26 protein-coding genes are annotated in these 23,669 nt (G+C 70.9%); 12 read left to right on the top strand and 14 right to left on the bottom strand.

All coding sequences use genetic code 11. From position 1 onward, the window contains the following. Positions 1-281: 281 nt before the first annotated feature. Positions 282-1,049, top strand: coding sequence for an SAM-dependent methyltransferase (locus ACIHFD_RS30840; RefSeq protein ID WP_397369853.1), 768 nt, complete (start codon positions 282-284; stop codon positions 1,047-1,049). A 15-nt stretch (positions 1,050-1,064) separates the two neighbouring features. Here the strand turns inward: ACIHFD_RS30840 and ACIHFD_RS30835 are convergent, their stop codons facing one another. Together ACIHFD_RS30835 and ACIHFD_RS30830 are read right to left on the bottom strand one after the other, a co-directional pair. Next, positions 1,065-1,430: a co-chaperone YbbN gene (locus ACIHFD_RS30835; RefSeq protein WP_192792540.1), complete on the bottom strand. Its 366-nt coding sequence runs from the start codon at positions 1,428-1,430 to the stop codon at positions 1,065-1,067. Between the two features lie 370 nt (positions 1,431-1,800). Next, a complete protein-coding gene (locus tag ACIHFD_RS30830) occupies positions 1,801-1,989 on the bottom strand; it encodes a hypothetical protein (protein ID WP_397369851.1) in 189 nt (62 codons plus the stop codon). Positions 1,990-2,135: 146 nt separating this feature from the next. On the opposite strand from ACIHFD_RS30830, the gene ACIHFD_RS30825 reads away from it, so the two are divergent. Beyond that, positions 2,136-3,452, top strand: a complete 1,317-nt coding sequence (locus ACIHFD_RS30825; RefSeq protein WP_397369850.1) for a pentapeptide repeat-containing protein — start codon at positions 2,136-2,138, stop codon at positions 3,450-3,452. 44 nt (positions 3,453-3,496) lie between these two features. Here the strand turns inward: ACIHFD_RS30825 and ACIHFD_RS30820 are convergent, their stop codons facing one another. Genes ACIHFD_RS30820 through ACIHFD_RS30810 form a run of 3 tightly spaced genes read right to left on the bottom strand, consistent with a single transcriptional unit; the run spans position 3,497 to position 4,624 of the window. Then, on the bottom strand, positions 3,497-3,952 hold the full coding sequence (locus ACIHFD_RS30820; RefSeq protein ID WP_397369849.1) for an SRPBCC domain-containing protein: 456 nt from the start codon (positions 3,950-3,952) through the stop codon (positions 3,497-3,499). Beyond that, positions 3,942-4,274 carry a metalloregulator ArsR/SmtB family transcription factor gene (locus tag ACIHFD_RS30815; RefSeq protein WP_350726792.1) on the bottom strand — a complete coding sequence of 111 codons (333 nt, stop codon included), beginning with the start codon at positions 4,272-4,274 and terminating at the stop codon, positions 3,942-3,944. Before ACIHFD_RS30815 ends, ACIHFD_RS30820 begins: the two co-directional genes overlap by 11 nt. Then, positions 4,271-4,624: a VOC family protein gene (locus ACIHFD_RS30810; protein WP_397369848.1), complete on the bottom strand. Its 354-nt coding sequence runs from the start codon at positions 4,622-4,624 to the stop codon at positions 4,271-4,273. Before ACIHFD_RS30810 ends, ACIHFD_RS30815 begins: the two co-directional genes overlap by 4 nt. A 105-nt stretch (positions 4,625-4,729) precedes the next feature. On the opposite strand from ACIHFD_RS30810, the gene ACIHFD_RS30805 reads away from it, so the two are divergent. Next, positions 4,730-5,398 (top strand): permease prefix domain 1-containing protein, encoded by a 669-nt coding sequence (locus ACIHFD_RS30805; RefSeq protein WP_350726788.1) that lies wholly within the window; start codon positions 4,730-4,732, stop codon positions 5,396-5,398. Here ACIHFD_RS30805 and ACIHFD_RS30800 read toward each other — a convergent pair. After that, positions 5,370-5,735: a helix-turn-helix transcriptional regulator gene (locus ACIHFD_RS30800; protein ID WP_350726786.1), complete on the bottom strand. Its 366-nt coding sequence runs from the start codon at positions 5,733-5,735 to the stop codon at positions 5,370-5,372. The genes ACIHFD_RS30805 and ACIHFD_RS30800 overlap by 29 nt on opposite strands. A 156-nt stretch (positions 5,736-5,891) precedes the next feature. On the opposite strand from ACIHFD_RS30800, the gene ACIHFD_RS30795 reads away from it, so the two are divergent. From ACIHFD_RS30795 to ACIHFD_RS30760, 8 genes are all read left to right on the top strand, one after another. Further along, positions 5,892-7,061, top strand: a complete 1,170-nt coding sequence (locus tag ACIHFD_RS30795) for a cytochrome ubiquinol oxidase subunit I (RefSeq protein WP_397369847.1) — start codon at positions 5,892-5,894, stop codon at positions 7,059-7,061. A 13-nt stretch (positions 7,062-7,074) separates the two neighbouring features. After that, positions 7,075-7,839, top strand: a complete 765-nt coding sequence (locus ACIHFD_RS30790; RefSeq protein ID WP_397369846.1) for a cytochrome d ubiquinol oxidase subunit II — start codon at positions 7,075-7,077, stop codon at positions 7,837-7,839. Between the two features lie 16 nt (positions 7,840-7,855). Continuing rightward, positions 7,856-9,556 carry a thiol reductant ABC exporter subunit CydD gene (gene cydD, locus ACIHFD_RS30785; protein WP_397369845.1) on the top strand — a complete coding sequence of 567 codons (1,701 nt, stop codon included), beginning with the start codon at positions 7,856-7,858 and terminating at the stop codon, positions 9,554-9,556. After that, positions 9,553-11,229, top strand: coding sequence for a thiol reductant ABC exporter subunit CydC (gene cydC, locus ACIHFD_RS30780; RefSeq protein WP_397369844.1), 1,677 nt, complete (start codon positions 9,553-9,555; stop codon positions 11,227-11,229). The genes cydD and cydC overlap by 4 nt, the downstream gene beginning before the upstream one ends. 82 nt (positions 11,230-11,311) lie before the next feature. Then, entirely contained in the window at positions 11,312-11,938 is a 627-nt protein-coding gene (locus ACIHFD_RS30775; RefSeq protein ID WP_397369843.1) for a hypothetical protein, read from the top strand. Beyond that, a complete protein-coding gene (locus ACIHFD_RS30770; protein WP_397369842.1) occupies positions 11,935-12,261 on the top strand; it encodes a transcriptional regulator in 327 nt (108 codons plus the stop codon). The genes ACIHFD_RS30775 and ACIHFD_RS30770 overlap by 4 nt, the downstream gene beginning before the upstream one ends. Before the next feature lie 4 nt (positions 12,262-12,265). Then, positions 12,266-13,147, top strand: a complete 882-nt coding sequence (locus ACIHFD_RS30765; RefSeq protein ID WP_397369841.1) for an ABC transporter ATP-binding protein — start codon at positions 12,266-12,268, stop codon at positions 13,145-13,147. Further along, positions 13,140-13,880 (top strand): ABC transporter permease, encoded by a 741-nt coding sequence (locus ACIHFD_RS30760; protein WP_397369840.1) that lies wholly within the window; start codon positions 13,140-13,142, stop codon positions 13,878-13,880. Before ACIHFD_RS30765 ends, ACIHFD_RS30760 begins: the two co-directional genes overlap by 8 nt. Before the next feature lie 67 nt (positions 13,881-13,947). On the opposite strand, the gene ACIHFD_RS30755 is transcribed toward ACIHFD_RS30760, so the two are convergent. From ACIHFD_RS30755 to ACIHFD_RS30725, 7 genes are all read right to left on the bottom strand, one after another. Next, on the bottom strand, positions 13,948-15,183 hold the full coding sequence (locus ACIHFD_RS30755; RefSeq protein WP_355192235.1) for a trypsin-like peptidase domain-containing protein: 1,236 nt from the start codon (positions 15,181-15,183) through the stop codon (positions 13,948-13,950). 153 nt (positions 15,184-15,336) lie between these two features. Further along, a complete protein-coding gene (locus tag ACIHFD_RS30750) occupies positions 15,337-16,872 on the bottom strand; it encodes an AMP-binding protein (protein WP_397369839.1) in 1,536 nt (511 codons plus the stop codon). Positions 16,873-16,974: 102 nt separating this feature from the next. After that, positions 16,975-17,820: a MetQ/NlpA family ABC transporter substrate-binding protein gene (locus tag ACIHFD_RS30745; protein ID WP_397369838.1), complete on the bottom strand. Its 846-nt coding sequence runs from the start codon at positions 17,818-17,820 to the stop codon at positions 16,975-16,977. Between the two features lie 9 nt (positions 17,821-17,829). After that, positions 17,830-18,486 (bottom strand): methionine ABC transporter permease, encoded by a 657-nt coding sequence (locus tag ACIHFD_RS30740; RefSeq protein ID WP_363964193.1) that lies wholly within the window; start codon positions 18,484-18,486, stop codon positions 17,830-17,832. Then, entirely contained in the window at positions 18,483-19,436 is a 954-nt protein-coding gene (locus ACIHFD_RS30735) for an ATP-binding cassette domain-containing protein (RefSeq protein ID WP_363964191.1), read from the bottom strand. The genes ACIHFD_RS30740 and ACIHFD_RS30735 overlap by 4 nt, the downstream gene beginning before the upstream one ends. Positions 19,437-19,716: 280 nt before the next feature. Further along, positions 19,717-21,003 carry an alpha-amylase family protein gene (locus ACIHFD_RS30730; RefSeq protein ID WP_397369837.1) on the bottom strand — a complete coding sequence of 429 codons (1,287 nt, stop codon included), beginning with the start codon at positions 21,001-21,003 and terminating at the stop codon, positions 19,717-19,719. Then, a complete protein-coding gene (locus tag ACIHFD_RS30725) occupies positions 20,987-21,997 on the bottom strand; it encodes an FUSC family protein (protein WP_397369836.1) in 1,011 nt (336 codons plus the stop codon). Before ACIHFD_RS30725 ends, ACIHFD_RS30730 begins: the two co-directional genes overlap by 17 nt. Positions 21,998-22,109: 112 nt before the next feature. Between ACIHFD_RS30725 and ACIHFD_RS30720 the strand changes: the two genes are divergently transcribed. Continuing rightward, entirely contained in the window at positions 22,110-22,535 is a 426-nt protein-coding gene (locus ACIHFD_RS30720; protein WP_355192221.1) for a MarR family transcriptional regulator, read from the top strand. Here the strand turns inward: ACIHFD_RS30720 and ACIHFD_RS30715 are convergent. Beyond that, positions 22,532-23,659, bottom strand: a complete 1,128-nt coding sequence (locus ACIHFD_RS30715) for a Fic family protein (RefSeq protein WP_397369835.1) — start codon at positions 23,657-23,659, stop codon at positions 22,532-22,534. The two genes, ACIHFD_RS30720 and ACIHFD_RS30715, sit on opposite strands and share 4 nt — an antisense overlap. Positions 23,660-23,669: the final 10 nt, after the last annotated feature.

Below are 23,669 nucleotides of genomic sequence, written 5' to 3'. Positions count from 1 at the left end.
CGGCGCCAGAGGGTCCAGCGCACGGCGGCAGCGCGGCGGCGGTCGGGTGAAATGCGGGGCCTCGCCCGCGACGGCGGCGCGGTCGGGGGTGCGGTGGCGGGTGGGTCTCAAGGGGCCCGCCGGGGGGGCAGTGTCACGGGGTGCGAGGGGTGTGGGGCGGGGGGTGATGGTGATACGTGATGTATGTCTCACTGATGCCGCGAGTAGAACCAAATTCCGGGGAAACCGGGTAAACCACGGCTATGATCGCCCGCAATAAGGGCGATATTTCAGGAGAAATCGTGGACAGTGCCCCGGAGGGGGTGGACCCTAACGTCCCCAACGTCGCGCGGATGTACGACTACTTCCTCGACGGCAAGGACAACTTCGCGGCCGACCGGGCAGCCGCCGAGCAGATCCTGCAGACGTTCCCCAACACCAAGGAGGGCGCCCGCGCGAACAGGGCGTTCCTGCGCCGCGCCGTGCGGCACCTGGTCGATTCGGGGGTGCGGCAGATCGTCGACCTCGGCGCGGGCCTGCCGACCCAGGGGAACACGCACGAGATCGCCCCTGAGGCGGGGGTCGTCTACGTGGACAACGACCCCGTGGTCTGCGTGCACGGCAGGGCGCTGCTGGCCAGGACCGAGAACGTGCACTTCCTGCAGGCGGATGTACGCGAGACCGACACGCTGCTGCACAAGCTGGGCGACGTGATCGACTTCGACCGGCCGGTGGCGTTCCTGATGCTGGCGATCCTGCACTTCATCCCGGACTACGTCGCGTACGACATGGTGGCCAAGCTGCGGGCGGCGAGCGCGCCCGCGAGCCGGCTGGTGATCAGCCATGCCATCGACACCACGCCGGACACCACTCCGCAGGCCATCGAGATCTACCGGCGGGCCACGGCCGCGCTGAGCCTGCGGACGGGTGAGGAGATCCTGCGCTTCTTCGAGGGGTACGAGCTGGAGGAGCCCGGGCTGACATACCCGAACGGCTGGAGGCCCGACGACCCGGACGCGCCCGGCAACGGGATCACATTCGGGTACGTCGGGGTCGCCCGCAAGCCCTGAGACCCCTGGGAAGGGTCAGTTCTGCTTCATCTCCTCGGCGAGCTCGGCCCTGATGGCGTCCATGTCGAGCGCCCGCACCTGCCTGATCAGGTCCTCCAGTGCGGGCGCCGGGATGGCGCCGGCCTGGGCGAAGACCACGATGCCGTCGCGGATGGCCATGAGCGTCGGGATCGAGGTGATGTCGAAGCCCTGGGCGAGCCCCTGCTCGGCGTCGGTGTCGATCTTGCCGAACGTGATGTCCTCGTGCAGGCCCGAGGCCTGCTCGAAGATCGGACCGAACTTCTTGCACGGCGGGCACCACTCCGCCCAGAAGTCGAGCAGCACGATCCCCTTGTCGGCGATGTCGTTGAAGTTCTGCTCTGTTACTTCGATGGTCGCCACAAGTGGCTCCTCGTCCCTCGCTGAAAACTGTCCATCGTTATGAACCCCTACCCTCTCACCGACATTCCAGTGTCCATGCGGACGGCCGCAGAAGGCCGGGGTCGGGCAGGAGCGCGCGCCTGACGTCGTGCATCGGGGATCGGGTGCCGTCGAAGACGACCTCCCGCGGGGCCGGCTCCCTGATCAGCCGCGCCACCTCGCGTGTGCCCGATTGATCGCCACCGTCGTAGGTCCCGACGCGCGGCGCGCGCGTCCGGGGTCGATCAACGTGCGCCAATGCAGGCTCACCCTCTCCCAGGGGGGTTCGGAAGATCCATCCTATTTGCGCTGCCCCGCGCGAGACCTGGGCGGGCGGGCGTTGTGACATTCATCACCCCGGCAGGGTCAGGCCGATGACCAGCGGGTCGTGGTCGGAGGAGCGGAACGCGTCCGGCCGGTAGAGGCCGGGCGGGTTGTACTCCTGGTCGGTCCACTGGAAGTCGCCGGTGACGACGCCCTCGACCCGTACGGTCTGCCGGGATGCGGGAGCCGCCACGGCGGGCGAGGCGGAGAGAGCCACCACAATCAGGGCAGCAAGGGAGGGTCTGGATAAAGCGCGCATGCCCGGCACTTAGAGCCTATTTAGAGCGCATATTTCCACATAAAAGCGGATACAACATTAAAACATCGAACCTTGACGCCGTCTCCGGCGGGTATGACCTCTTCATGGACTGGGTCACCTGCGCGCATTCCGCTGCCTGCACCGGAATCGCCAGCCGGACGACCGGCTTCTGCCTCGCACACCTCGCACCCGACGAACTCCCCCAGGCCCTCGACGAGATCTCCCCCGGCCGCCTGCTCGACCTGCGCGGCACCACCGTCAGCGCCGAGCTGCTGTCCCGGGTGCTCGAAGCCGCCGGCGGCAGGCCCGGCAGGGCCCGGCTCGACCGGGTCAGATTCACCGGCGACGTACGGCTGTCCGGCGTGACGTTCACGGGCGACGTGTCGCTCGACGGCGCCAGGTTCGAGCGGCTGGCCTCGTTCTTCGGCGCCCGCTTCGAGGGCAACGTGTCGCTGGCCGGCGCCAGGTTCACCCGCGAGCTGTCCTTCCACGGCGTCACCGTGCGCGGGCACGTCTCCCTCGACCGGGCCGTGATGTCCCGCGACGCGCTGTTCAGCCAGGCCGTCTTCGGCCACGGGCTGTCGTGCGAGCGGGCCAGGTTCGACGGGTACGCCACCTTCGACGGGGCCAGGCTGGGCGACGGGGCCGCCTTCAGAGGGGCGCGCTTCGGCCGTACCCTGTCCTTCCGCAAGGTCAGCGGGCACGCCGGGTTCGAGGCCGCGCACTTCGCCGCCGACGCGTACCTCTCGGCCACCGGCAGGCTGTCGGCGGCCAGGGCCCGCGCCGACGGGCTGCTGGACGTGGCGGTGTCCCGGTGCGGCGTCGACCTGCGCGGCGTCGAGGTGGCGGGCACGACGACGCTGCGGCTGACCGACTCCCAGGCCGACCTGGAGGGCGCGGTGCTGCGCGGCCCCGCCACCGTGACCGGCCGGGGCAGGTCCGTGCTGACCTCGCTGCGGCAGGTGAACGCGAGCGACCTGGCGCTGTACGGGCTGGACCTGTCGGCGTGCAGGTTCGCCGGGCTGGCCCATCCGTCGGCGGTGCGGGTCAAGGACTGCACGTTCGCGCTGACGCCGCGCGGCCTGCGGGTGAGCCTGCGCTGGCCGATGCTGCGCTGGTTCTCCCGCCGGCGCGCGCTGGCCGACGAGCACACCATGCGCGGCTGGGAGGCGGCGGGCGACCCCGGCGCCACACCCGACCGGCTGGCCGACCTCTACGCCGGGCTGCAGCCCAGCGACCGCGCCACCTCGGCCGACTTCGCGTTCGCGGCCATGGAGATGCGGCGCCAGGCCGGTCACCGCTGGTGGCTGTCGGTCTCCTGGCTCGTGTGCGGGTACGGCATGCGCATGGGGCGGGCTGCGGGCTGGTTCGCGCTGCTGCTGGCGATCACCACGGCCACCGTGATGTGGACGTCCACCTAGCACGCCGAACGCCGGGCGGAGCCGCCGAGCCCGGCCCTGAACCTTTAGGCGTCCAGCTCCTCCACGACGGCGGCGATCGCGCGGAAGTGGCGCGAGCGCCAGCCGCCGCCCATGATGCGGCGGGAGAGCTGCTGCAACTCGTCGCCCGGGTCGAAGCCCTCATGGTCGAGGAACAGCCGGGTGCCCTTGCCCTCGGGCTCCAGCCGCCACGTGACCGTCCAGTCGGCCCGCTTGCGATCGCTCCAGCTGATCTTGAGCAGCTTCTCCGGTTCCAGCTCCAGCACCTCGCAGTAGACGATCCCGTCGAAGCCCACCTGCGGCTTGGGCTCCGTGGTGAACGTGAACCGGTGCCCCACCTCCGGCCTGAAGTCGTTGGGCATGAGCCAGCGGGCGACCAGCTCGGGCTCGGTGAGCGCCCGCCACACCTTCCTCGGGGGATGCGCGATGAACTGGTCGATCCTGATCGCGCGCAGGTCCTCGGCCGCCGTGTCACGGGGCATGGTCGTCGTCCTCCATCTCGTCCAGCAGGGTCGTGAGGTCGGCCAGCTTCTCCCGCCAGAACCGTTCGTACGGGGTGAGCCAGTCGCGGATCTCCATGAGCGGTGCCGCCTCCAGCCGGTAGTGCCGCTCCCGCCCCTTGCGGCTCTCGGCCACCAGCCCGGCGTCCCTGAGCACCTTGAGGTGCTCCGACACGCTGGGCCTGCTCATGTCGAACCGCTCGGCCAGCCGGCCGGCGGGCTGGGCTCCCTCGTCGAGCAGCAGGCGCAGCAGCTCCCGCCTGGCCGGGCTGGCCAGCGCGGTGAACACGTGGTCGGCCGTCATGCCTGACTGACCACGAACCCGTTGCCGAACGGGTCCTGGAACAGCAGCTGACGCCCCCACGGCTCGTCGCTCGGCCCCTCGAACGAGACGCCGTGCTCCTGCAGCCGCGCGGCCAGGACGTCGAGGTCGGGCGCGGCCACCACCAGGCCGCCGATCGGGGCCATGCCGGGGAACCAGGAGGCCAGCAGCAGCGCGGTCCCGGACCCCTTGGGGGCGACGGTGAGCCAGCGGCCCATCGGGAACGGGTTGTCGGTGCGCACCTTGAAGTCGAGGACACCGGTGTAGAAGGCCAGCGCCCGCTCCTGGTCGGCGACGGGCACGGTGATGGTGAGGATCTGAGATATCGGCATGTCGGACACTATACGTAGGAATTTTCCTACACATCAACCCGGCCCCGGAAATATCGGGGAATTCCCCGATGGGAGACCGAGATCGTCCTCCGTAGACTGGGGTCCATGCGTATCGACGACTACGTGGCGGAGCTCGACAGCGCCCTGGCCGGCCCGCAGGGGGCGAAGCGCGATCTGGTCGTCGAGGCGCGCGACAGCCTGACCGACACCGCCGACGCGCTGGAGGCCGAGGGGCTCGCACGGGCGGAGGCGGAGCGGGTCGCGGTGGCGGAGTTCGGGGAGGTCGCGGAGGTCGCCCCCGGCTACCAGTCCGAGCTGACTGCCGTGGCGGGGCGCCGGCTGGGCTTCCTGCTGTTCATCAGCGTGCCGATCACCGCGCTGATGTGGTCGGTGATCTGGCGCATTTATCCCGGCGACGACCAGGCCTGGCGCCTCGCGCCCGCCTGGTACCGGCCCGTCTCGCGCCTGCTCGACGTCCTGCAGCTCTGCGTCGGGCTCTACGGCGGGCTCGCGCTGTTCGCGCTGAGCCGGGGCGCCCGGTGGATCCGCCGGCCGCGGCTGGTGACCAGGTCGCTGGGCGTGCTCGTCTGGGGCATGCTGCCCGTCACCGTGGCGCTGGGCATGCTGCTGACCCTGGGCTCGAACGGGGCGAGCCATCTGGACGTCCTGCCCTCCATGCTGGCCAACGCGGTGACGTCCGCCTGCTGGGGCCTGCAGATCTACGGCGCGACGCGCTGCCTGCGCATCAGCCGGCCGCCCTTCGCGCGCCGCTGACCTCTCCGGCTTCCACGGCGTCCGCGCGGAGCACGCCGCCGATCACGCTGGCGAACTCCTGCCACGCCGAGCGCTCCCCTTCGAGCTGCTTCCTGCCCGAATCCGTCAGCCGGTAGGTACGGCGCTTGCGCCCGCCCACCGTGGCCCACTCGCTGGACAGGTAGCCGATGCGCTCCAGCCGGCGCAGGGCCGGGTAGACGGTGCCCGTCGGCACGTTCAGCGCGCCGCCGCTGCGCTCCAGCAGCGCCTCGATGATGGCGTAGCCGTGCAGCGGCTCCCGCTCCAGCACGGAGAGCAGGAGCGCGTCCATGTGCCCGCGCAGCGCGTCCGGATTCATGATTCCGATCCTAGACACCGCACGGGCGACCCGGCATGCTCCGCGCCCCGCCCCTCCGTCCGGGGGACATCGGCCGAAGTGCGGACGCGTGCGCTCATGTAGGCAGTCTACATGTAGGCTCTCTATATGTAGGCAGACACAACAACGGAGTTCGCGATGGATGTACTCGAACTGGCCCGGACACAGTTCGCCGTGACGGGAAGCCTCCACTTCCTGTTCGTCGTGCTCACCCTGGGCCTGGCGCCACTGGTGGCGATCATGAACACGCGCTGGGCGATCTCGGGCAAACCGCTCCACGAGGCCATGGCCCGCTTCTGGGGCCAGATCTACGTCGTCAACTACGCGCTGGGCATCGTGACCGGGCTGGTGATGGAGTTCCAGTTCGGCCTCTCCTGGAGCGGCCTGTCCCACTACGCCGGTGACGTGTTCGGCGCACCGCTGGCCATGGAGACCCTGGTGGCCTTCTTCCTGGAGTCCACGTTCCTGGGCCTGTGGATCTTCGGCTGGGGGCGGCTGCCGAAATGGGCGCATCTGGCCTGCATCTGGCTCGTGACGCTGACCGCGTACGCGAGCGCCTTTTACATCATGCTCGCCAACTCGTTCCTGCAGAACCCGGTCGGCTCCGTCGCCCGCGGCGACCGCCTGGAGCTGGTCGACTTCGGCGCCCTGCTCACGAACAAGAGCCTGGTCTTCTCCTTCCCGCATGTCATCGGGGCCGGGCTGTTCACGGGGGCCATGGTGCTGGTGGGGGCGAGCGCGTACCAGCTGCGCCGCCGTACCGAGCACGTGGAGTTCTTCACCAGGTCGCTGCGGACCGGCGTGGTCGCGGCGGCGATCGGGATCTTCGTCACGATCGGGTTCGGGTACGCGCAGTTCGCCGGGATTCAGGACGGGAAGTTCAGCGGCAACGTGGGCGCGGCGGTCGCGCTCGGGATGATGATCGAGTTCGGGCAGCTGCTCGCGCTGGTCGTGCTGTTCGTGATGCTGCCGATGATCGCCGTGCTGCCGCGCTGGCGGTGGACGCATCCGCTGCTCATGCTGATGACGCCGCTGCCGTTCGTGCTGGCGATCATGGGCTGGCTGGCGCGGGAGGTCGGCCGGCAGCCGTGGATGATCTGGGAGAAGCTCACCGTGGCCGACGCCATGTCCCCCGGGCTGACCTCGGGCATGGTCACGGCCTCGCTCGTCGGGTTCGCGGGCGTGCTGGGGCTGCTGGCGGTCGTCGACTACGTGCTCATCGCCAGGATCGTCCGGCGCGGGCCGCGCGACGTGGCCCTGGGCGCCGTCCCCGCCGGTGAGACCCGCTCCCCCGCCCTGAGCTACTGAGTGAGGTGCCGACATGGAAGTGATCTGGTTCGTTCTCTTCGCCGTGCTGCTGGCCGGATATTTCGCCCTTGAGGGGTTCGACCTGGGGGTGGGGCTGCTGCTGCCGCTGCTGGGCAGGACCCGCGAGGGCCGCGACCGCATGGTGGCCGCGATGGCGCCGTTCGTGCTGGCCAACGAGGTGTGGCTGGTGGCGGTCGCCGGGACGCTGTTCGGCGTCTATCCGCTGCTCGAGGGCGAGGTGCTGTTCAAGCTGTATCCGCTGGTGGTGGCCATGCTGCTGAGCTGGATCCTGCGGGACGCGGGGCTGTGGTTCCGGCGCAGGCTGGACGGGTTCAGGTGGCGGGGGTTCTGGGACGCGATGATCGCGTTCGGGTCTCTGGGGCTGTCGTTCGGGTGGGGCATGACGATCCACGCGGCGGCCACGGGGTTCGCGGGCCCGGTGGTGCACCCGGTGGGGGTGATGCTGGGGGCGGTCGTGACGCTGCTGTTCGCCTTCCACGGGTGGACGTTCCTGGCGTGGCGGGCGCCCGGGGTCTTCGGGGCGTCCAGGTCGGGGCGGGCCCTGGTGGTGTCGGGAGTCGTGGCGGCGGTCCCGGCGGTGGGCGTGCTCGTGGGCGCGATGCCGTACCTGCTGGCGAACAGCGCGCCGGCGGCCACGTTGAATGTGCTCAGTGTCATGGTGCTGCCGTTCGCACCCATCGTCCTGGGCGCGCAAGTATGGGTGTGGCGCACTTTCCGCCCAGGGAAGGACGCCGTCCTGCTTCCGTCGTTCTTCTGAGGGCTTCTGAGGGCTCGTGCACAAGGATCTCCTACGGCTCATGCGGGCCGAGCGGTCGGTCCGCCGCCACCTGGCCGTGACCATGGTCGCGGCGGTGCTGGCGGGGCTGCTCGTGCTGGTGCAGGCCGAGTTGCTGGCCGGGGTGCTGTCCGGCAGGTTCACCGCCGTCGCCCTGGCGGGGCTGGCGGCGGTGGTGGGCGTGCGGGCGCTGCTGGCCTGGACGCAGGGCGTCTTCGCCGGGCGCACCGCCACCGGCGTGAAGTCGGCTCTGCGCCACCGGCTGCTGGCCCGGCTGCGCGACCTGGGCCCCGGGCGGCTCACGCAGCACCGCTCGGGCGAGCTGGTCACGCTCACGGGGCGCGGCCTGGACGGGCTCGACGCGTACCTGACCGGCTACCTGCCGTCGATCGCGGTGGCCGGGGTGGTGCCGCTCGCGGTGCTGGTACGGCTGTTCGCCGCCGACCTGGCGAGCGCGGTCATCGTCCTGATCACGCTGCCCCTGATCCCCGTCTTCGGCGCCCTGGTCGGCATGACCACCAAGGCCGTCACCGAGCGCCAGTTCCTGGCCCTGTCGCGGCTCGGCGGCCACTTCCTCGACGTGGTGCGCGGGCTGCCCACCCTGCGGGCCTTCGGCCGGGCCCGCTACCAGGCGGGCGTCATCCAGCAGGTCGCGGACGCGCACCGGAACGCGACGATGCGGACGTTGCGGGTGGCGTTCCTGTCGTCGCTGGTGCTGGAGCTGTGCGCGTCGCTGTCGCTGGCGCTGGTGGCGGTGCCGATCGGGCTGCGGCTGCTCGGGGGGTCGCTGGATCTGACGACGGCGCTGCTGGTGCTGCTGCTGGCGCCAGAGGCGTACCTGCCGCTGCGGGCGATGGGGACGCGCTTCCACGCCTCGATGGAGGGGGTGGCGGCCGCCGACGCGGCCTTCGCCGTGCTGGACGGCGCGGACGAGCCCGAGCCCGCATATGGGCGGGTTTATCCGGCCGGGCAGGGGGCACCGGAGATCCGCCTGGAGAACGTGACCGTGCGCTATCCCGGCCGTGAGGTCGCGGCCCTGGAGGACGTCTCGCTCACGATCGGCCCGGGGGAACGCGTGGCGCTGGTCGGCGAGAGCGGCGGCGGCAAGAGCACCCTGCTCCATCTCGTCCTCGGGTTCGTCCGGCCGTCGGAGGGCCGGGTGCTCGTCGACGGCACCGACCTCCGTGAGCTCGACCTGGGGAGCTGGCGGGCGCGGCTGGCATTCGTGGCGCAGCGGCCCCACCTGTTCGCCACCTCCGTGGCCGGCAACATCCGGCTCGGGGCTCCCGCGGCCTCCCTGGAGGAGGTCCGCAGCGCCGCGGCCGCCGCGCACGCCGACTTCGTGGACGCGCTGCCGCAGGGGTTCGACACGGTGGTGGGCGAGCGCGGCGCCAACCTGTCCGCCGGTCAGCGGCAGCGGATCGCGCTGGCGCGGGCCTTCTGCCGGCCCGCGGCCTCGGTGCTGCTGCTCGACGAGCCCACGGCCCGCCTGGACGGGCGCAGCGAGGCCGCCGTGGTGGCGGCCACCTCGGACCTGGCCCAGGGCCGTACGGCCGTTATCGTCGCGCACCGCCCGGCCATGATCGACCTGGCCGACCGCGTCATCCGGGTGCACGAGGGCCGCGTCGTCTCCGACACCACCCGCGTGCACCGAAAGGCCGAGCCCGCGGCGCGGCGGGGCGAAGGGAGCGGCCGGTGAACCGGCGCATGGGCACGCGGCTCCTCTGGGCCGTGCTGGCGGGCGCGGCGGCAGACCTGGCGGGGCTCGGGCTCATCGCCGCCGCCGCCTGGCTGATCACCAGGGCCGCGCAGCAGCCGGGCCTGGCCGCCCTGAGCGTGGCCATCGTGGCGACCAGGGCGTTCGCCACGAGCAAGGGCGTCTTCCGCTACGCCGAACGCCTCACCGGCCACGACGTCGCGCTCCGCGCCCAGGCGGGCACCCGCGAGCAGCTCTACCGGGCCCTCATCCCGCCCCAGCAGCCCCGGCACGGCGGCGCGGACCTGCTCAGCCGCATGGTCGACGACACCGAGGCCGTACAGGACCTGCTCGTGCGCTGCCTGCTCCCCGCCGCGGCGGCGGCGCTGGCGGGGCTGGCGGCCGTCGTCATCGGGCTGGCCGTCCTGCCGGTGACGGCGCTCGTACTGGTGGCCGGGCTCGTGCTGGCCGGGGTGGCGCTGCCCGCCGGTACGGCCGCCGCGGCCCGGCGCTGGTCGGCCAGGATCGCCCCGGCCAGGGCGGCGCTGGCGGGCCGGGTGGCCGACCTGGTGCACGGCTCCGCCGACCTGGCCGCCTACGGCGCCGACGAGGAGGCGCTGGCCAAGGCGCTGGCCGCCGACGAGTCCCTGGCCGCGCTCGAACGCCGCCAGGCCCGCGTCCACGCCGCCGCCCTGGCCGGGGGCACTCTCGTGCAGGGCCTGACGGTGGCGGCCGTCGTCCTGCTCGCACAGGGCGCGGGCGCCGGCTCGGTCGCGACGGCCGTGCTCGCGCTGACCTCCCTGGTGGCGTTCGAGCCGGTGCTGCCGCTGGCGGCGGCGGGCGAGCGCCTGGCCGGGATCACGGCGGCGCTGCGCCGCCTGCGCGAGGTCCGCGCCGCCACCCCGGCCGTCGCGGAGCCCGCCCGGCCCGCGCCCCGGCCCGAGGCCCCGCTGACCGTCGAGATCGACGACCTGGTGGTCCGCCACGGGTCCGCGCGGGCCGCCCTGGACGGCGTGTCGCTGACGCTCACGCCCGGCAGGCGGGTGGCGATCGTGGGCCCCAGCGGGGCGGGCAAGAGCACGCTGCTGGCCGCCCTGATGCGCCTGGTCGAGCCGGAGTCGGGCAGCATCCGCGTCAACGGCGTGGACGTCCGCGACCTCGACGGCGACGACGTGCGGGCGCTCATGACCGGCCTCACCCAGGACCCGTACATCTTCCGCGCCAGCCTGAAGGACAACCTGCGCCTCGCGGGCCCGGAGGCCGGCGAGGAGGAGCTGGAGCGGGCCGTACGCGACGCCAGGCTCGACGGCTGGGTCGAGCGGACCGGGTGGGACGCCGAGCTGGGCGAGGACGGCAGGACCGTGTCCGGCGGCCAGCTGCAGCGCCTGGCCCTGGCCAGGGCCCTGCTGTACGACCCGCCGGTGCTGCTGCTCGACGAGCCTGCCGAGGCGCTCGACGAGGAGACGGCCGACCGGCTGATGGGCGACCTGCTCGACGTCACCCGCGACCGCACCACGCTCCTCGTGACGCACCGGCTCAGGGGGCTGGAGAGCGTGGACGAGGTCGTGGTGCTCGAAGAGGGCCGGGTCGTCCAGCGGGGACGGCATGACGAGCTCGTCTCGGTGCCCGGCTACTACCGCGATCTGTGGGAGTCCGAGGTCCTGACCAGGCGCTGAGTCCCCCGACGAACACGGGATTGAGTTGGCGCGGCAAGCTGGTTTAAAATACAAACCAGTTTGAGAGACCGAGGAGTTTGCGATGACGAGCGACGACGACCAGGTGACCAGCCCTGAGGAGATGCTGCGCGTCATCGAGGAGCAGCGGGCCGCCACCACGAGGTGGCTGCGCGGCGATCCGTTCCTGCTCTACGCCCCCTGGGGCGTCGCCTGGCTGCTCGGCTTCACCGCGTTCTTCCTGCACTACGGCCTCGACGGCCGCCCGTACGCGCCGATCTCCCAGACGCAGGCGCTGGCGGTGCTGATGGGCGCGCAGATCGTGGCCGGGGCGGTGGCCGCGTTCGGGATCGTGCGGATGAACAAGGGCATCCGCGGCGACCACACCGCCAGGGGCACGATGTACGGCTACGCATGGTTCGCCGGGATGATGCTCGTGGTCGTCATCGCCACCAGGGTGAGCACCCTGCTGCCACCCGCTGAGAGTGGCCTCGTCTGGGGAGGCGCGTCGCTCATGGTCGTCGCGGTCATGCACATGGCCGGGGGCGCGATCTGGCTCAACTGGCCGATGTTCTTCATCGGGGCGTGGGTGGCGGGCGTCGACGCCGTGGGCGTGCTCCTCGGCGCCGGCTGGCACGCGCTGCTGACGGCGGTGCTGCTCGGAGGCGGCTACATCGTCGCGGGCCTGTGGCTCAGGCGGCGCGCCCGGTGACCGCGGACAAGGCGCCGCCGGAGCTCGACCCGGTGATCCACGCGCAGGCCAGGCTCCGGGTGGTCGCCGCGCTGAACGTGCTCGGCGAGGGGAACGAGCTGGCCTTCCCCGCGCTGAAGGACCTGCTCGGCATGACCGCGGGCAACCTGTCGGTGCACCTCAGCAAGCTGGAGGACGCCGGATACGTCCAGATCACCAAGACGCACAAGGGCCGCACGCCGGTCACGTTCGCGGCGCTCACCAAGCGCGGGCGGCTGGCCTTCGACGACTACACCAAGGCGATCCGCGCCTTGCTGGACAACGCTGGGACAACGCTGGAGTGATGCCATGACCATCCTCGCCAGAACGATCGAGGTCACCCGTCGCTACGGCGACGTGCTCGCGCTCGACGGCGTCTCGCTCGACATCCGGGCGGGCGAGCTCGTCGGACTGCTCGGCCCGAACGGCGCGGGCAAGTCCACTCTGATCAACCTGTTCGTGGGGCTGCGCCGCCCCACCTCCGGCACGGTTGAGCTGCTCGGCGGCTCCCCGCAGGACCCGGCCATGCGGCGCGGGATCGGCGTGACCCCGCAGGAGACCGGGCTGCCCGAGTCGTTACGCGTCGGCGAGATCGTCGACTTCGTCTCCTCACATTTCACGAAAAAGGCGGATAAAGGGGAGCTGCTGGCCCGCTTCGGCCTCGACGACCTGGCCAAACGGCAGGTCGGCGGCCTGTCCGGTGGCCAGAAGCGGCGGCTGGCCGTGGCGCTGGCCTTCGCGGGCGACCCGCAGCTGGTCTTCCTGGACGAGCCCACGACCGGCCTGGACGTCGAGGCCAGGCGCTCGCTGTGGGAGGGCGTCAGATCCTTCCACGAGGGCGGTGGCACGGTCCTGCTGACCAGCCACTACCTGGAGGAGATCGAGGCTCTGGCCGAGCGGGTCGTGGTGGTGGGCCACGGCCGCGTGCTGGCCGACGACACGGTGCGGGCCGTGCGCGACATGGTGGGCGTGCGGCGCGTCTCGCTCGTCGCCGAGAACCTGCCCGAGTTGCCCGGCGTGATCGGCACCGAACACGAGGACGGCCGGACCCACCTGGTGACCACCGACCCCGACCGGCTGGTCGTCGAGCTGGTGCGCAGCGGCACCCCGTTCTCCGGCCTCGAGATCAGGCCGACCACCCTGGAGGAGGCCTTCCTCACCATCACCTCGAAGGAGACGGCCCATGTCTAGCCTGGTCCTCGCGCACACCCGCTACCTCATGCTGGAGCAGCTGCGGGTGCCCATCAGCCTTCTGGCCAGCGCGTTCTTCCCGGCCGTGTCGATGCTGGCGTTCGTGGTGCCGTTCGCGGGGCAGGATCCGCAGCAGGCCACGATGGCGACGGCGTCGCTGATGTTCTTCGGGGCCATGTCGGGGGCGTTGATCGGGCTCAGCATCACCGTTTCCCAGGACCGCGAGCAGCCCTGGAACCCGTACCTGCGCACGCTCCCGGCGGGCCCGTTCCCCCGCTTCGCCGGGCGGATCCTGACGACGGTGGCCGTCATGCTGATCTCGGTGATCCCCGTGCTGCTGGTGGCGGCGTTCCTCACGGAGGCCACCATCACGCCGGTGAAGCTGCTGCTCGGGCTGGCCGTGCTGGTCGTCAGCGGGATCCCGTTCATGCTGCTGGGCCTGCTCATCGGCTTCCTGCTGAGCTCGAAGGGGGCGATCGCGGTGTCGCAGATCCTGTTCTTCCCGCTGGCGGTGCTGGGCGGGCTGCTGCTGCCGCCTCAGGTCCTGCCCGGCTTCATCGAGGCCGTCTCCCCGTACGTGCCGACCCGGGGTGCGGCGGAGCTGCTCTGGGCGGTGACCGCGGACCGCCCCCCGAACGTGGTCGCCGTCGTCATGCTGGCCGTCTGGACGGTCGTCCTCGCCCTCGCCGCGGGCTGGGCCTACCGCCGCGACGAGGGCAGACGCTTCTCCTGAAATGGGGGGGTGTGCCGCCGAGTCCGCAGCGATCTCAACGGCACACCCGTCCGGGAGGGGGTCCTTGTTACTTCTTCTCTTCGAGGGTCACGGTGACGTCGGCCGTCTTGCCGTCCCTCATGTATGTGATCTTGACCTGTTGGCCGGGTTTAAAACCTCTGACCTGCCCAACTACAGTATCTCCCCCGTCAACCGCCTTGTCACCGATCTTGGTGATCAGGTCGCCCTGCCGCAGTCCCGCCTTGGCCGCCGGGCTCCCGTCGGTGACCTGCCTGACGAGTGCTCCCGGCACGTCGCCGGTCGCGTCGGTGACGCTCACGCCGAGGAACGCGTGGCTGACCTTGCCGCTGCCGATGAGCTGCTCGGAGACCTGCTTGGCGGTGTTGACCGGGATGGCGAAGCCGACGCCGCCGCCCGCGGCGTCCGAGGCGATCGCGGTGTTGATGCCGATCAGCTCGCCCGCGGCGTTCACCAGCGCGCCGCCGGAGTTGCCGGGGTTGATCGAGGCGTCGGTTTGGATGGCGCCGGCGATCGTGGTGGTCCCGCTCCCCTGGTCCTGCTGCTGGCCCCAGCCCCAGCCGGGCGGGATCTGCTGGCGCTGCTCGCCGCCGACGGTGAGCGTGCGGTCGAGCGCGCTGACGATGCCCGCGGTGACGGATCCGTCGAGGCCGAGCGGGCTTCCGATGGCCAGTACGGGGTCGCCGACCTTGACGATGTCGCTGTCGCCGAGCGTGGCCTTGCTCAGCCCCGACACGCCTTCCGCCCTGATGACGGCGAGGTCGGTGGCCGGGTCGGTGCCGACGACGCTGGCCTTGGCGGTCTTGCCGTCGTTGAACTTGACGGTCATCTGCCCGCCGCCCTCGCCGGCGCCCACGACCACGTGGTTGTTGGTGAGGATGAGCCCGTCCTCCGACAGCACGACGCCGGAGCCCTCACCGGTCTGACCCTGGATCATCACGACGGTCGGCTGCACCTTGGCGGCCACCTGCGCGATGGTGAGCTGGTTGGAGGCCGACTTGAAGACGGGACTCGGCGTTGCGCTGCTGGCCAGCTGCGTCGGCTGGAACGCGTTGGCGACGACGGCCCCCACGACGCCGCCGCCGATGGCCGTGGCCGCCAGGGCGAGCCCGGCGACGGTCTTGCGACCCGCGGCGAAGCCGAGCTTCTTCGGTGGCGAGGAAGGCGGGGCCGGCTGGTCCATGATCTGCGTGTCCCGCCGGGGAAAGCCCCCGGCGGCCGGCGGGTTGCTGCCGAACTGGCTCCACCCGCCGGTCCCCTGCTCGTGAGGCTCGTTCGCGTTCATCTGTCATCTCCCTCGAGTACCGATGACTCCAGGGTGCCAAGCGACGCGTAAGCGCACGTTAAGCCGCTGATCAGAGCTTTATGAGAAGTCTGAACGGGCGCCTTATCCGCCAAGGTGAAACCGTCGGGGACGGTCCGGAGAAATGCGGAAAATTTACCCGGAAGCCGGCCAGTACTCGTCCCTGAGCAGGCGCTTGTAGAGCTTGCCCGTCGGATGGCGGGGCAACTGCTCGCGGAAGTCCACCGACTTCGGGCACTTGTAATGGGCCAGGCGCTCCCGGCAGTACTCGATCAGCTCCGCCTCCAGCCCCGGGCCGGCCTCGGCCATGGAGACCGGCTCGACCACGGCCTTGACCTGCTCGCCCATCTCCTCGTCCGGCACCCCGAACACCGCCACGTCGGCCACCTTCGGATGCACCGACAGGACGTTCTCGGCCTCCTGCGGGTAGATGTTCACACCGCCGGAGATGATCATGTACGAGCGGCGGTCGGTGAGATAGAGGAAGCCGTCGGCGTCCAGGCGGCCGATGTCGCCGAGCGTGGTCCAGCCCCTGCCCTGGGGATCTTCCGCGGAGCGGGTCTTGCCCGGGTCGCCGTGGTACTCGAACCGGCCGCCCTTCTCGAAGTAGATCGTGCCGTGCTCGCCCGGGGGCAGGTCGTTGCCGTCCTCGTCGCAGATGTGCACGATGCCGAGCAGGGAACGGCCGACCGTGCCCTTGTGCAGGAGCCAGTCCTGGGAGTTGACGTAGAGGAAGCCGTTGCCCTCGGTGCCCGCGTAGTACTCGTGGATGATCGGGCCCCACCAGTCGATCATCTGCTCCTTGACGGGGACGGGGCAGGGGGCGGCGGCGTGGATCGCGTACGCGAGCGAGGAAATATCGTACTTTGTCCGGGTTTCCTCGGGCAGTTTGAGCATCTTGATGAACATCGTGGGCACGAGCTGCGCGTGCGTCACCCCGTACCGCTCCACCAGCCCCAGGAACTGCTCGGGGTCGAAGCGCTCCATCACCACCACCGTGGCCCCGAGCCGCTGGAACGTCAGGCTGTAGCGCAGCGGGGCGGCGTGGTAGAGCGGGGCCGGCGAGAGGTAGACGCTGTCCGCCGACGGCGCGAACAGCGCCTGGACGAGCTGGAGCAGCATGCCGGGCTCGGTGAGCGGGCCGTGCGCCGAGGGGATCTTGACGCCCTTCGGCCGTCCCGTGGTGCCCGAGGAGTAGAGCATGTCCACGCCCATGCACTCGTCGTCGATCGGGGTGGCCGGCTGCTTGGCGACCGCCTCCTCGTACGACGCGAAGCCCTCGGCCGTGCCGTCCAGCATGAGCCGCAGCTCGACCCCGGGAGTGGCGGCGGTGACCGAGGTGGCGACGGCGGCCAGGTCGGCGCTGGAGATGAACGCCCGGGCGCCGCAGTTGCCGATGATGTAGGCCAGCTCGTCGGTCTGCAGGCGGGAGCTGATCGGCGTGTAGTACAGCCCCGAGCGCTGCGCCGCCCAGGCGACGGCCAGGAAGAGGGGGTGGTTGGCGAGCATGAACGCGATGTGGTCACCGGGCCGCAGCCCGGCGGCGCGGAGCAGGTGGGCCAGCCGGTTCGACTCCTCGTCCAGCTCGCGGTAGGTGATGATCCGTCCGGAGCCCGCCATGATCACAGCGGGCTTGTCTGGGGTGACTGCTGCGATGGCTCCCGGATACATGACCGAACACTATTCGGTGCCTCGCGCCCACGCCAGGCCGCGCGCCCGCCCATCCCCTTTGCGTGTCGGCGGGACGGGCGACGCGGCTTCGCGCGGGAGGGGTCACTGGGCGGGGATGACGGAGCCCTCGTACTTCTGCTTGATGAAGTCCTTGACCTTCTGGTCCTGCAGCAGCTTCCCGAGCGTGACGATGTTGGCGTCCTTCTCGTGGCCGGCCTTGACGACGAGGCCGTTCACGTACGGGTTGCCCTCGGTCTTCTCCAGCACCAGCGCCTGCGAAGCCGGCTTGAGCCCCGCCTCGATGGCGTAGTTGCCGTTGATGACGGCGGCGTCCACGTCCTCGAGCGAGCGCGGGAGCTGAGCGGCCTCGAGCGGCTTGAACTGCAGCTTCTTCGGGTTGTCCACCACGTCGCGCTCGGTGGCGGCGGTGCCGACGCCGTCCTTGAGCTTGACCAGGCCGTTGTCGGCGAGCAGCTTGAGCGCGCGGCCCAGGTTGGTGGCGTCGTTCGGGACGGCCACGGTCGCACCGGCGGCCAGCGCGGACACGGAGGTGATCTTCTTGGAGTAGAGGCCCAGCGGTTCCAGGTGCACCGGCGTGACAAAGGTCAGCTTGGTGCCCTTGGAGGCGTTGAAGTCGTCCAGGTACGGCTTGTGCTGGAAGAAGTTCGCGCTCAGCTGGCCCTCGTCGAGCTGCACGTTCGGCTGCACGTAGTCGGTGAACTCCACGACCTCGAGCTTGAGCCCGGCGGCCGGGGCCAGGTTCTGCTTGACGAAGTTGAGGATCTCCGCGTGCGGCACCGGGCTGGCGCCCACCTTCAGCACGGTGTCGGCCGACTCGGCGGCCGACCCAGTGGCCGACTCAGTGGCCGTCGTCGCGGACTGCGACGTTCCGCATGCGGCGAGCGACAAGGCCAGCGCAACAGCACCCGCTATATAACGAAATTTCATGATTTTTCCTTATTTGTGAGATAGGCGCCGAGCGACCCAGTCGCCCAGGCTTTGCAGAAGTTGCACGATGATGAGGAGCAGGACGACCGTCACGATCATCAGCAGCGTCTCGAACCGCTGGTAGCCGTACCGGACCGCCAGGTCGCCCAGCCCGCCGCCGCCGAGCGTGCCGGCCATGGCGCTGTAGCCGATGAGCGCGACGACGGTCACGGTCAGGCCCGCGACCAGCCCGGGCAGCGCCTCGGGCAGCAGGACCTTGCGCACGATGGTGGCCCGGCTCGCGCCCATGGCCTGCGCGGCCTGCACCACGTCCGGGCCGACCTCCCTGAGCGCCGTCTCGACGAGGCGGGCGAAGAACGGCACCGCGCCGACGGTGAGCGGCACCACGAACGCGGCCGTCCCGATGGTCGTGCCGACGACGAGCCGGGTGAAGGGGATGATCGCGATCATCAGCACGATGAACGGCAGCGACCGCCCGATGTTGACCACGAACCCGAGGGCCGACTTGAGCGCCGGCGCCGGCCGCAGCCCGTTCCGGTCGAACACCACCAGCGCCACGCCGAGCGGCAGCCCGAGCAGCGCCGTGAACAGCGTCGACCAGCCGACCATCTGCGCCGTCTCCAGCGTCGCCGGACCGAGCAGCGGCAGGATCTCGTCCCAGTTCATGCGCTTTCCTCCACGATCAGGCCTGCGTCACGCAGGTACGCCAGCGCGGCGGCGGTTTCGGCGCCGTCGAGCGCGACCCGCAGCCGGCCCACCGAGCCGCCGGCGAGGTCCTCGATCGAGCCGCCCAGGATGCTCAGGTCCACGGAGAACTTCCTGACCACCTCCGACACCACCGGCTGCCGCGGGTCGCCGGTGAACGTCAGCGTCACCGAACCGGCCGGGGCGGGCTCGGGCAGCGGGAAGATCTCCCTGGTCAAGCGGGATCCGGGGGTGCGGATGAGGTCCGCGATGGCGCCCGACTCCTCGATGCGCCCGTTCGCCATGATGGCGACCGAGTCGCAGACGCTCTTGACGACGTTCATCTCGTGGGTGATGAGCAGGATCGTCAGGCCCAGCTCGGCGTTGAGCCGCTTGAGCAGCGCGAGGATCGACTGGGTGGTGGCCGGGTCGAGCGCCGAGGTGGCCTCGTCCGACAGCAGCACGGACGGGTTGCCCGCGAGCGCCCTGGCGATGCCGACCCGCTGCTTCTGGCCGCCGGAGAGCTGGTTCGGGCGGTCCTTGCCGCGGCCCGCGAGCCCGACCAGCTCCAGCAGCTCGGCCACGCGGCGGTCGCGCTCGGCCCCGGGCACGCCCATGATCTCCAGGGGGAAGGCGACGTTGCCCGCGACCGTGCGCGAGTTCAGCAGCGCGAAGTGCTGGTGGATCATGCCGATGCGCTGGCGGGCGCGGTTGAGCTCGGCGCTGCGCAGCGCGGTCAGGTCCTGCCCCGCTACGGTGACGGTGCCCGCGGTGGGGCGTTCGAGCAGGTTGACGCAGCGCAGGAGCGTGCTCTTGCCGGCGCCGCTCTGGCCGAGCACGCCGTAGATCTCGCCTTCGCGCACGTGCAGATCGACGCCGTCCAGCGCCACGGTGTCCCCGTACTGCTTGCGCAGGCCTGAAGCCTGGATCACGGAATATCCCCACGACTGAGAGCGGCCCGTCGGCGGGCCGCGGAAACGTACATCACATGAAGGAAGAAAGGGGGCCGAAGTCAGGGGGCCGGTGTCAGCGGGTGCCGGGGTGGAAGGGCAGGTGGCTCAGCCTGCGCAGCACGAAACAAGGTGCGATCATGGTGACCTTCGAGGAGGAACGGGCGGATCTCTGCTTCAGCTCGGCATTCGCCCCATACGACAACACGAGCCGTCCCGGTGGGCGCTCGTGTCGTACGCGTATGCCTCGTTCACGCCCGATTCAACGGATCCCTTGACTCCCCTTATTCCCTACTTCTTTGGTGACCTGAGTCACGATGCGCCAGCCGTGGCCTGGGACCACGGCCGGATCCCCCCGATCGTCCCGGAAGGCGGCCCGCGCGTCGCCGATGAGGAAGCGGTGCGGCCGGTCGCCGAGGTTCAGCAGCGTCACGACCCCCTCGCCGGGTCCCCCGCGGCTGCGGAGCGCGACGGTGGTGTTGGTGAGCTGTTCGGCGGTGGTCCGGGCTCGGTGCAGCCACGGGTGGCGCCTGCGGAAGCCGATGAGCCGCTGGTGAAGCCGGTAGACCTCGGTCCCGTACGGCGCCAGGCCGCCCGGCTCCGCGGGGAACGCCGGTCTGATCGCGTCGTCGCCGCCCGCCCGCTCCTCCTTCAGCCCCTGGAACGCCTGCTCGTCCCCGTAATAGACGCTGGGCAGGCCCGCGACGGTGAACAGCACGGCCAGCGCGTGGCCCAGGTGGCGGGGGTCGTCGAGCCGGGTGGCGAGCCTCGTGACGTCGTGGTTCCCGACGAACGTGAGCGGCACGAACGTGTCGAGCAGCTTGTCATGGCGGTCGAGAGCCCAGGCCAGCTCGAAGAGGTTGCGGTCGTTGAGCGAGCTCCAGATGGCCTTCCACAGCTCGTACTGGGTGACCGAGTCGAGCCCCGACTCGCTGACGTAACCGGCGTAATCGCCGTGGATCACCTCGCCGCCGAACCACGCCTCGGGGTGCCGTTGGCGTACCTCCGGCAGGACCTTCCGCCAGAACCACGCCGGCACGGCGTACGCGGCGTCGAGCCGCCACCCCGAGGCGCCGCGGCGGAGCCAGTGGTCGAGCACGCCTGCCACGTATTGCTGCACGGCGGGTTCGGCGTGGTCGAGCGTGACGAGCCCGTGGTGGCCCTCGAAGACCTCGAAGCCGCCGGGGGCGCGCTTGAACCATCGTTCGCCGGCCGCGAAGGAGCGGCCCACGTGGTTGAACACGCCGTCGAGGACGACCCGCAGCCCGCGGTCGCGCGCCTTGGCGACGAGGGAGTCGAAGTCCCGATCGTCGCCGAGGCGCGGGTCGATCCTGAGGTGGTCGACGGTGTCGTACCCGTGGGACTCGGCGGCGAAGATCGGGCCGAGCTGCAGGCCCGAACAGCCCAGCTCGACCGCGTAGTCCAGCCATGACTCGAGATGCCGCAGCCGGTGCCGCATGCCTTCGGCAGGCTCTGCCGTGGCGGGGGCTCCGGTGAAGCCGAGCGGGTAGACGTGCCACCAGATCGCATGTTCAGCCCACGACGGCACGAACGCTCCTTTCCCGGCGTACCACCCAGGGCAGATACCCGAGTCCCAGGGCCAGTACGCAGCCGATGGCCGTGTCCGCCAGCCGGTACCCGATCGTGGCGGGCGGCACACGTGCGCCGCCCTCCATGAGCAGCAGGACGAGCGGGGTCATGACGGTCGCGTACAGGGTGTAGTTGCGCTCCTTGAGCGCGGGCCTGACCGCGGCGAGCGCGGCGACGAGCAACAGGAACAGCCACGACGGCGGCACCCACAGCAGCACGGCGGATCCGGCGACGACTCCGGCGGCGGTGCCGGCGGCCCGCTCGACCGACCGCCTGGCCGCGCCGTCCAGGCGGCGCCGGACGACGATCACCACGGTGACGGCGATCCACGACGCGGCCGGCTGCGGCCACAGGAGCCCGACGGCCTCGGCGGCGGCGAGGCAGGTGGTCAGGCGGATGGTGTACTGCCACCCGGGCACGCTCCCCAGCGTCCGCCACCAGCGCCGCAGCAGCGCTCTCGCCGGAGGAGGAGCCGGCCGGGGCTCCCCCGGCTCGGCGGGCCCCTTCCGGGCGTGGAGGCAGAGCGCGGTGACCAGCAGGCCCCAGGCCGCCCCTCCGGCGAAGAGCACGGCGGCGGCGACCGGCTCGACACCCTTGGCCACGCCGGTGCTGATGACCATGAAGACGATGAAGCGGGTGCTGTGCTCGGCCATGGGGCGGCTGATGCCGCCGGCCACCGCGAGCAGGCCCGCGATCAGCACGACGGCGACGGCGGTGAGCCACCCGCGCCCCGCGACCACGACCCCGGCGAACCCGGCCACAGCCGTGCCCGCCACCGCGGCGGCGCCATGGACCAGGCCCGGCCGGGCCTCGTTTCCGAAGAGGCCGCTCACGGCGAGGGCTCCGATGGCGGCCAGGGCTCCGAGCGCGGGCCACCCCAAGGCGACTCCCCACGCGACCGGCCCGCCGAGCCCCAGCCCGGCGGCGACCATGTGTCGCAGTTCGATCCGCACGTCGGCACCTCCCGACGCGGGAGCCTATCCCAATTTCCTACGCATCGCGTAGTAAGTAAGCGCGCTTTCTTCGCTAGATGCTGTCGAATTAGTAAGTGCTATCGTAATAATCATGGACGATGAGGAACTGCGGGCCACAGCCGTGGCACTCCGCCGGGCGACGATCGGCCTGGCGCGGCGGCTGCGCGACGAGCGCCCCGCGCACGGCCTCGGCCGCCTGGCGCTCTCCCTGCTCGGCCACCTGCACCGGCGCGGCGCGATGACGGCGGGAGAGCTTGCCGCCGCCGAGCACCTCCAGCCCCAGTCCGTGACCCGCGTGCTCGCCTCGCTGGAGGAGCAGGGCCTGATCCGCCGCTCGCGCGGCGAGGCCGACCGCCGCAGGCACCACATCGTCCTCACGGAGGACGGCACGGCGGCGCTCACCCAGCAGGTCGGCACCACGGATCTGTGGCTGGCCGAGGCCATGGCCGGCAAGCTCACCCCCGCCGAGTGCCGCATCCTGGCGGTGGCCGCCGACCTGCTCGAACAGCTCCGCTAGCGGTAGGGGTCGCGCAGCGGGGTGACGCGTTCGGCGAAGTCGGCCTTGATCCGCTCCATGCGGGGCCCCGGCGCGTAGAAGCGGCCCTTGGTCTCGCCGTACGGCCGGAGCCAGCCCTTGGCGGCCAGGTCGCGCAGGTCACGCGCGGCCTGCCCCTGGCTGAGGCCCTCGTCGGACTGGTAGCGGCTCCTGCGCAGCCGCCTGTTCACGAAGACCTCGTAGAGCGCGGAGACGGTACGGCTGTTGAGCCCGTCGGCGTCGACCTGCTCCTCCAGGAGCATCCAGATCTCTCCGGCTTCGGCCAGGCGCTGGCGGACCCGCTGGGCCTGCATGTGGTGCGCCTTCAAGCAGAACCGCACCCACGGCAGCGTGTCCCCGTGGGGGCCCCATCGCCGCCCTCCGACCTCGCCCAGCACGTCGTAGTAGTCAAGGGTGACGCGCTGCTGGCCGAGCCACTCCTCGATGGAGCAGAACTCGGGCAGCAGGATCTGCTCCCGGCCGAGGACGAGCGTCTGCAGCGCCCGCGACATCCGGCCGTTGCCGTCACGCCACGGGTGGATCTTGACGAGGTTGAAGTGGGCCATGGCGGCCCGGACATAGCCGGGGACGTCGAGGTCGCCCTCGTTCAGCCAGGTGACCAGCTCGTTCATCGCGCCGGGGACCAGCTCGACGTCGGGGCCCTCGTAGACGACCTCCCCCGTGTCGGAGTCACGGATGAAGATGGCTCCCGGCCGGATGACGCCCGGCCCCTTGTTGCGATGGTGACCGATGACCATGAAGTTGAGCGCGTTGAGCATCCCGGCGTCGTAGCGGAACACCGGCGCCCGCGACAGCACCTGGATGTACGTCAGCGCCTGCTGGTAGCCCGCGATCTCCTGAGCCACCGACATCGACGTCTCCAGCGGCTCCTCACCCGCCATGATCGACTGGATGTCCTCGACGCTGGCCTGGTAGCCCTCGATCGAGTTGGAGCCCTGGATCGCCCGCGCCTGCAACTGCCTGCGCAGCTGCCCGTCCCACCGATGGGTCTCGGCGAGCCGGTACTTCAGGTCGCGCCGCATCTCCTCGATCTCCTCGAGGACTGCTTTGTCCGCGGGCTCCAGCGCCGGGGTCTCGTACAACATGCCCACATAA

Source organism: Nonomuraea sp. NPDC051941 (assembly GCF_044593615.1).
The sequence above is the reverse complement of the archived record's forward strand: the minus strand, read 5'-3'. Positions and strand labels throughout refer to the sequence as shown.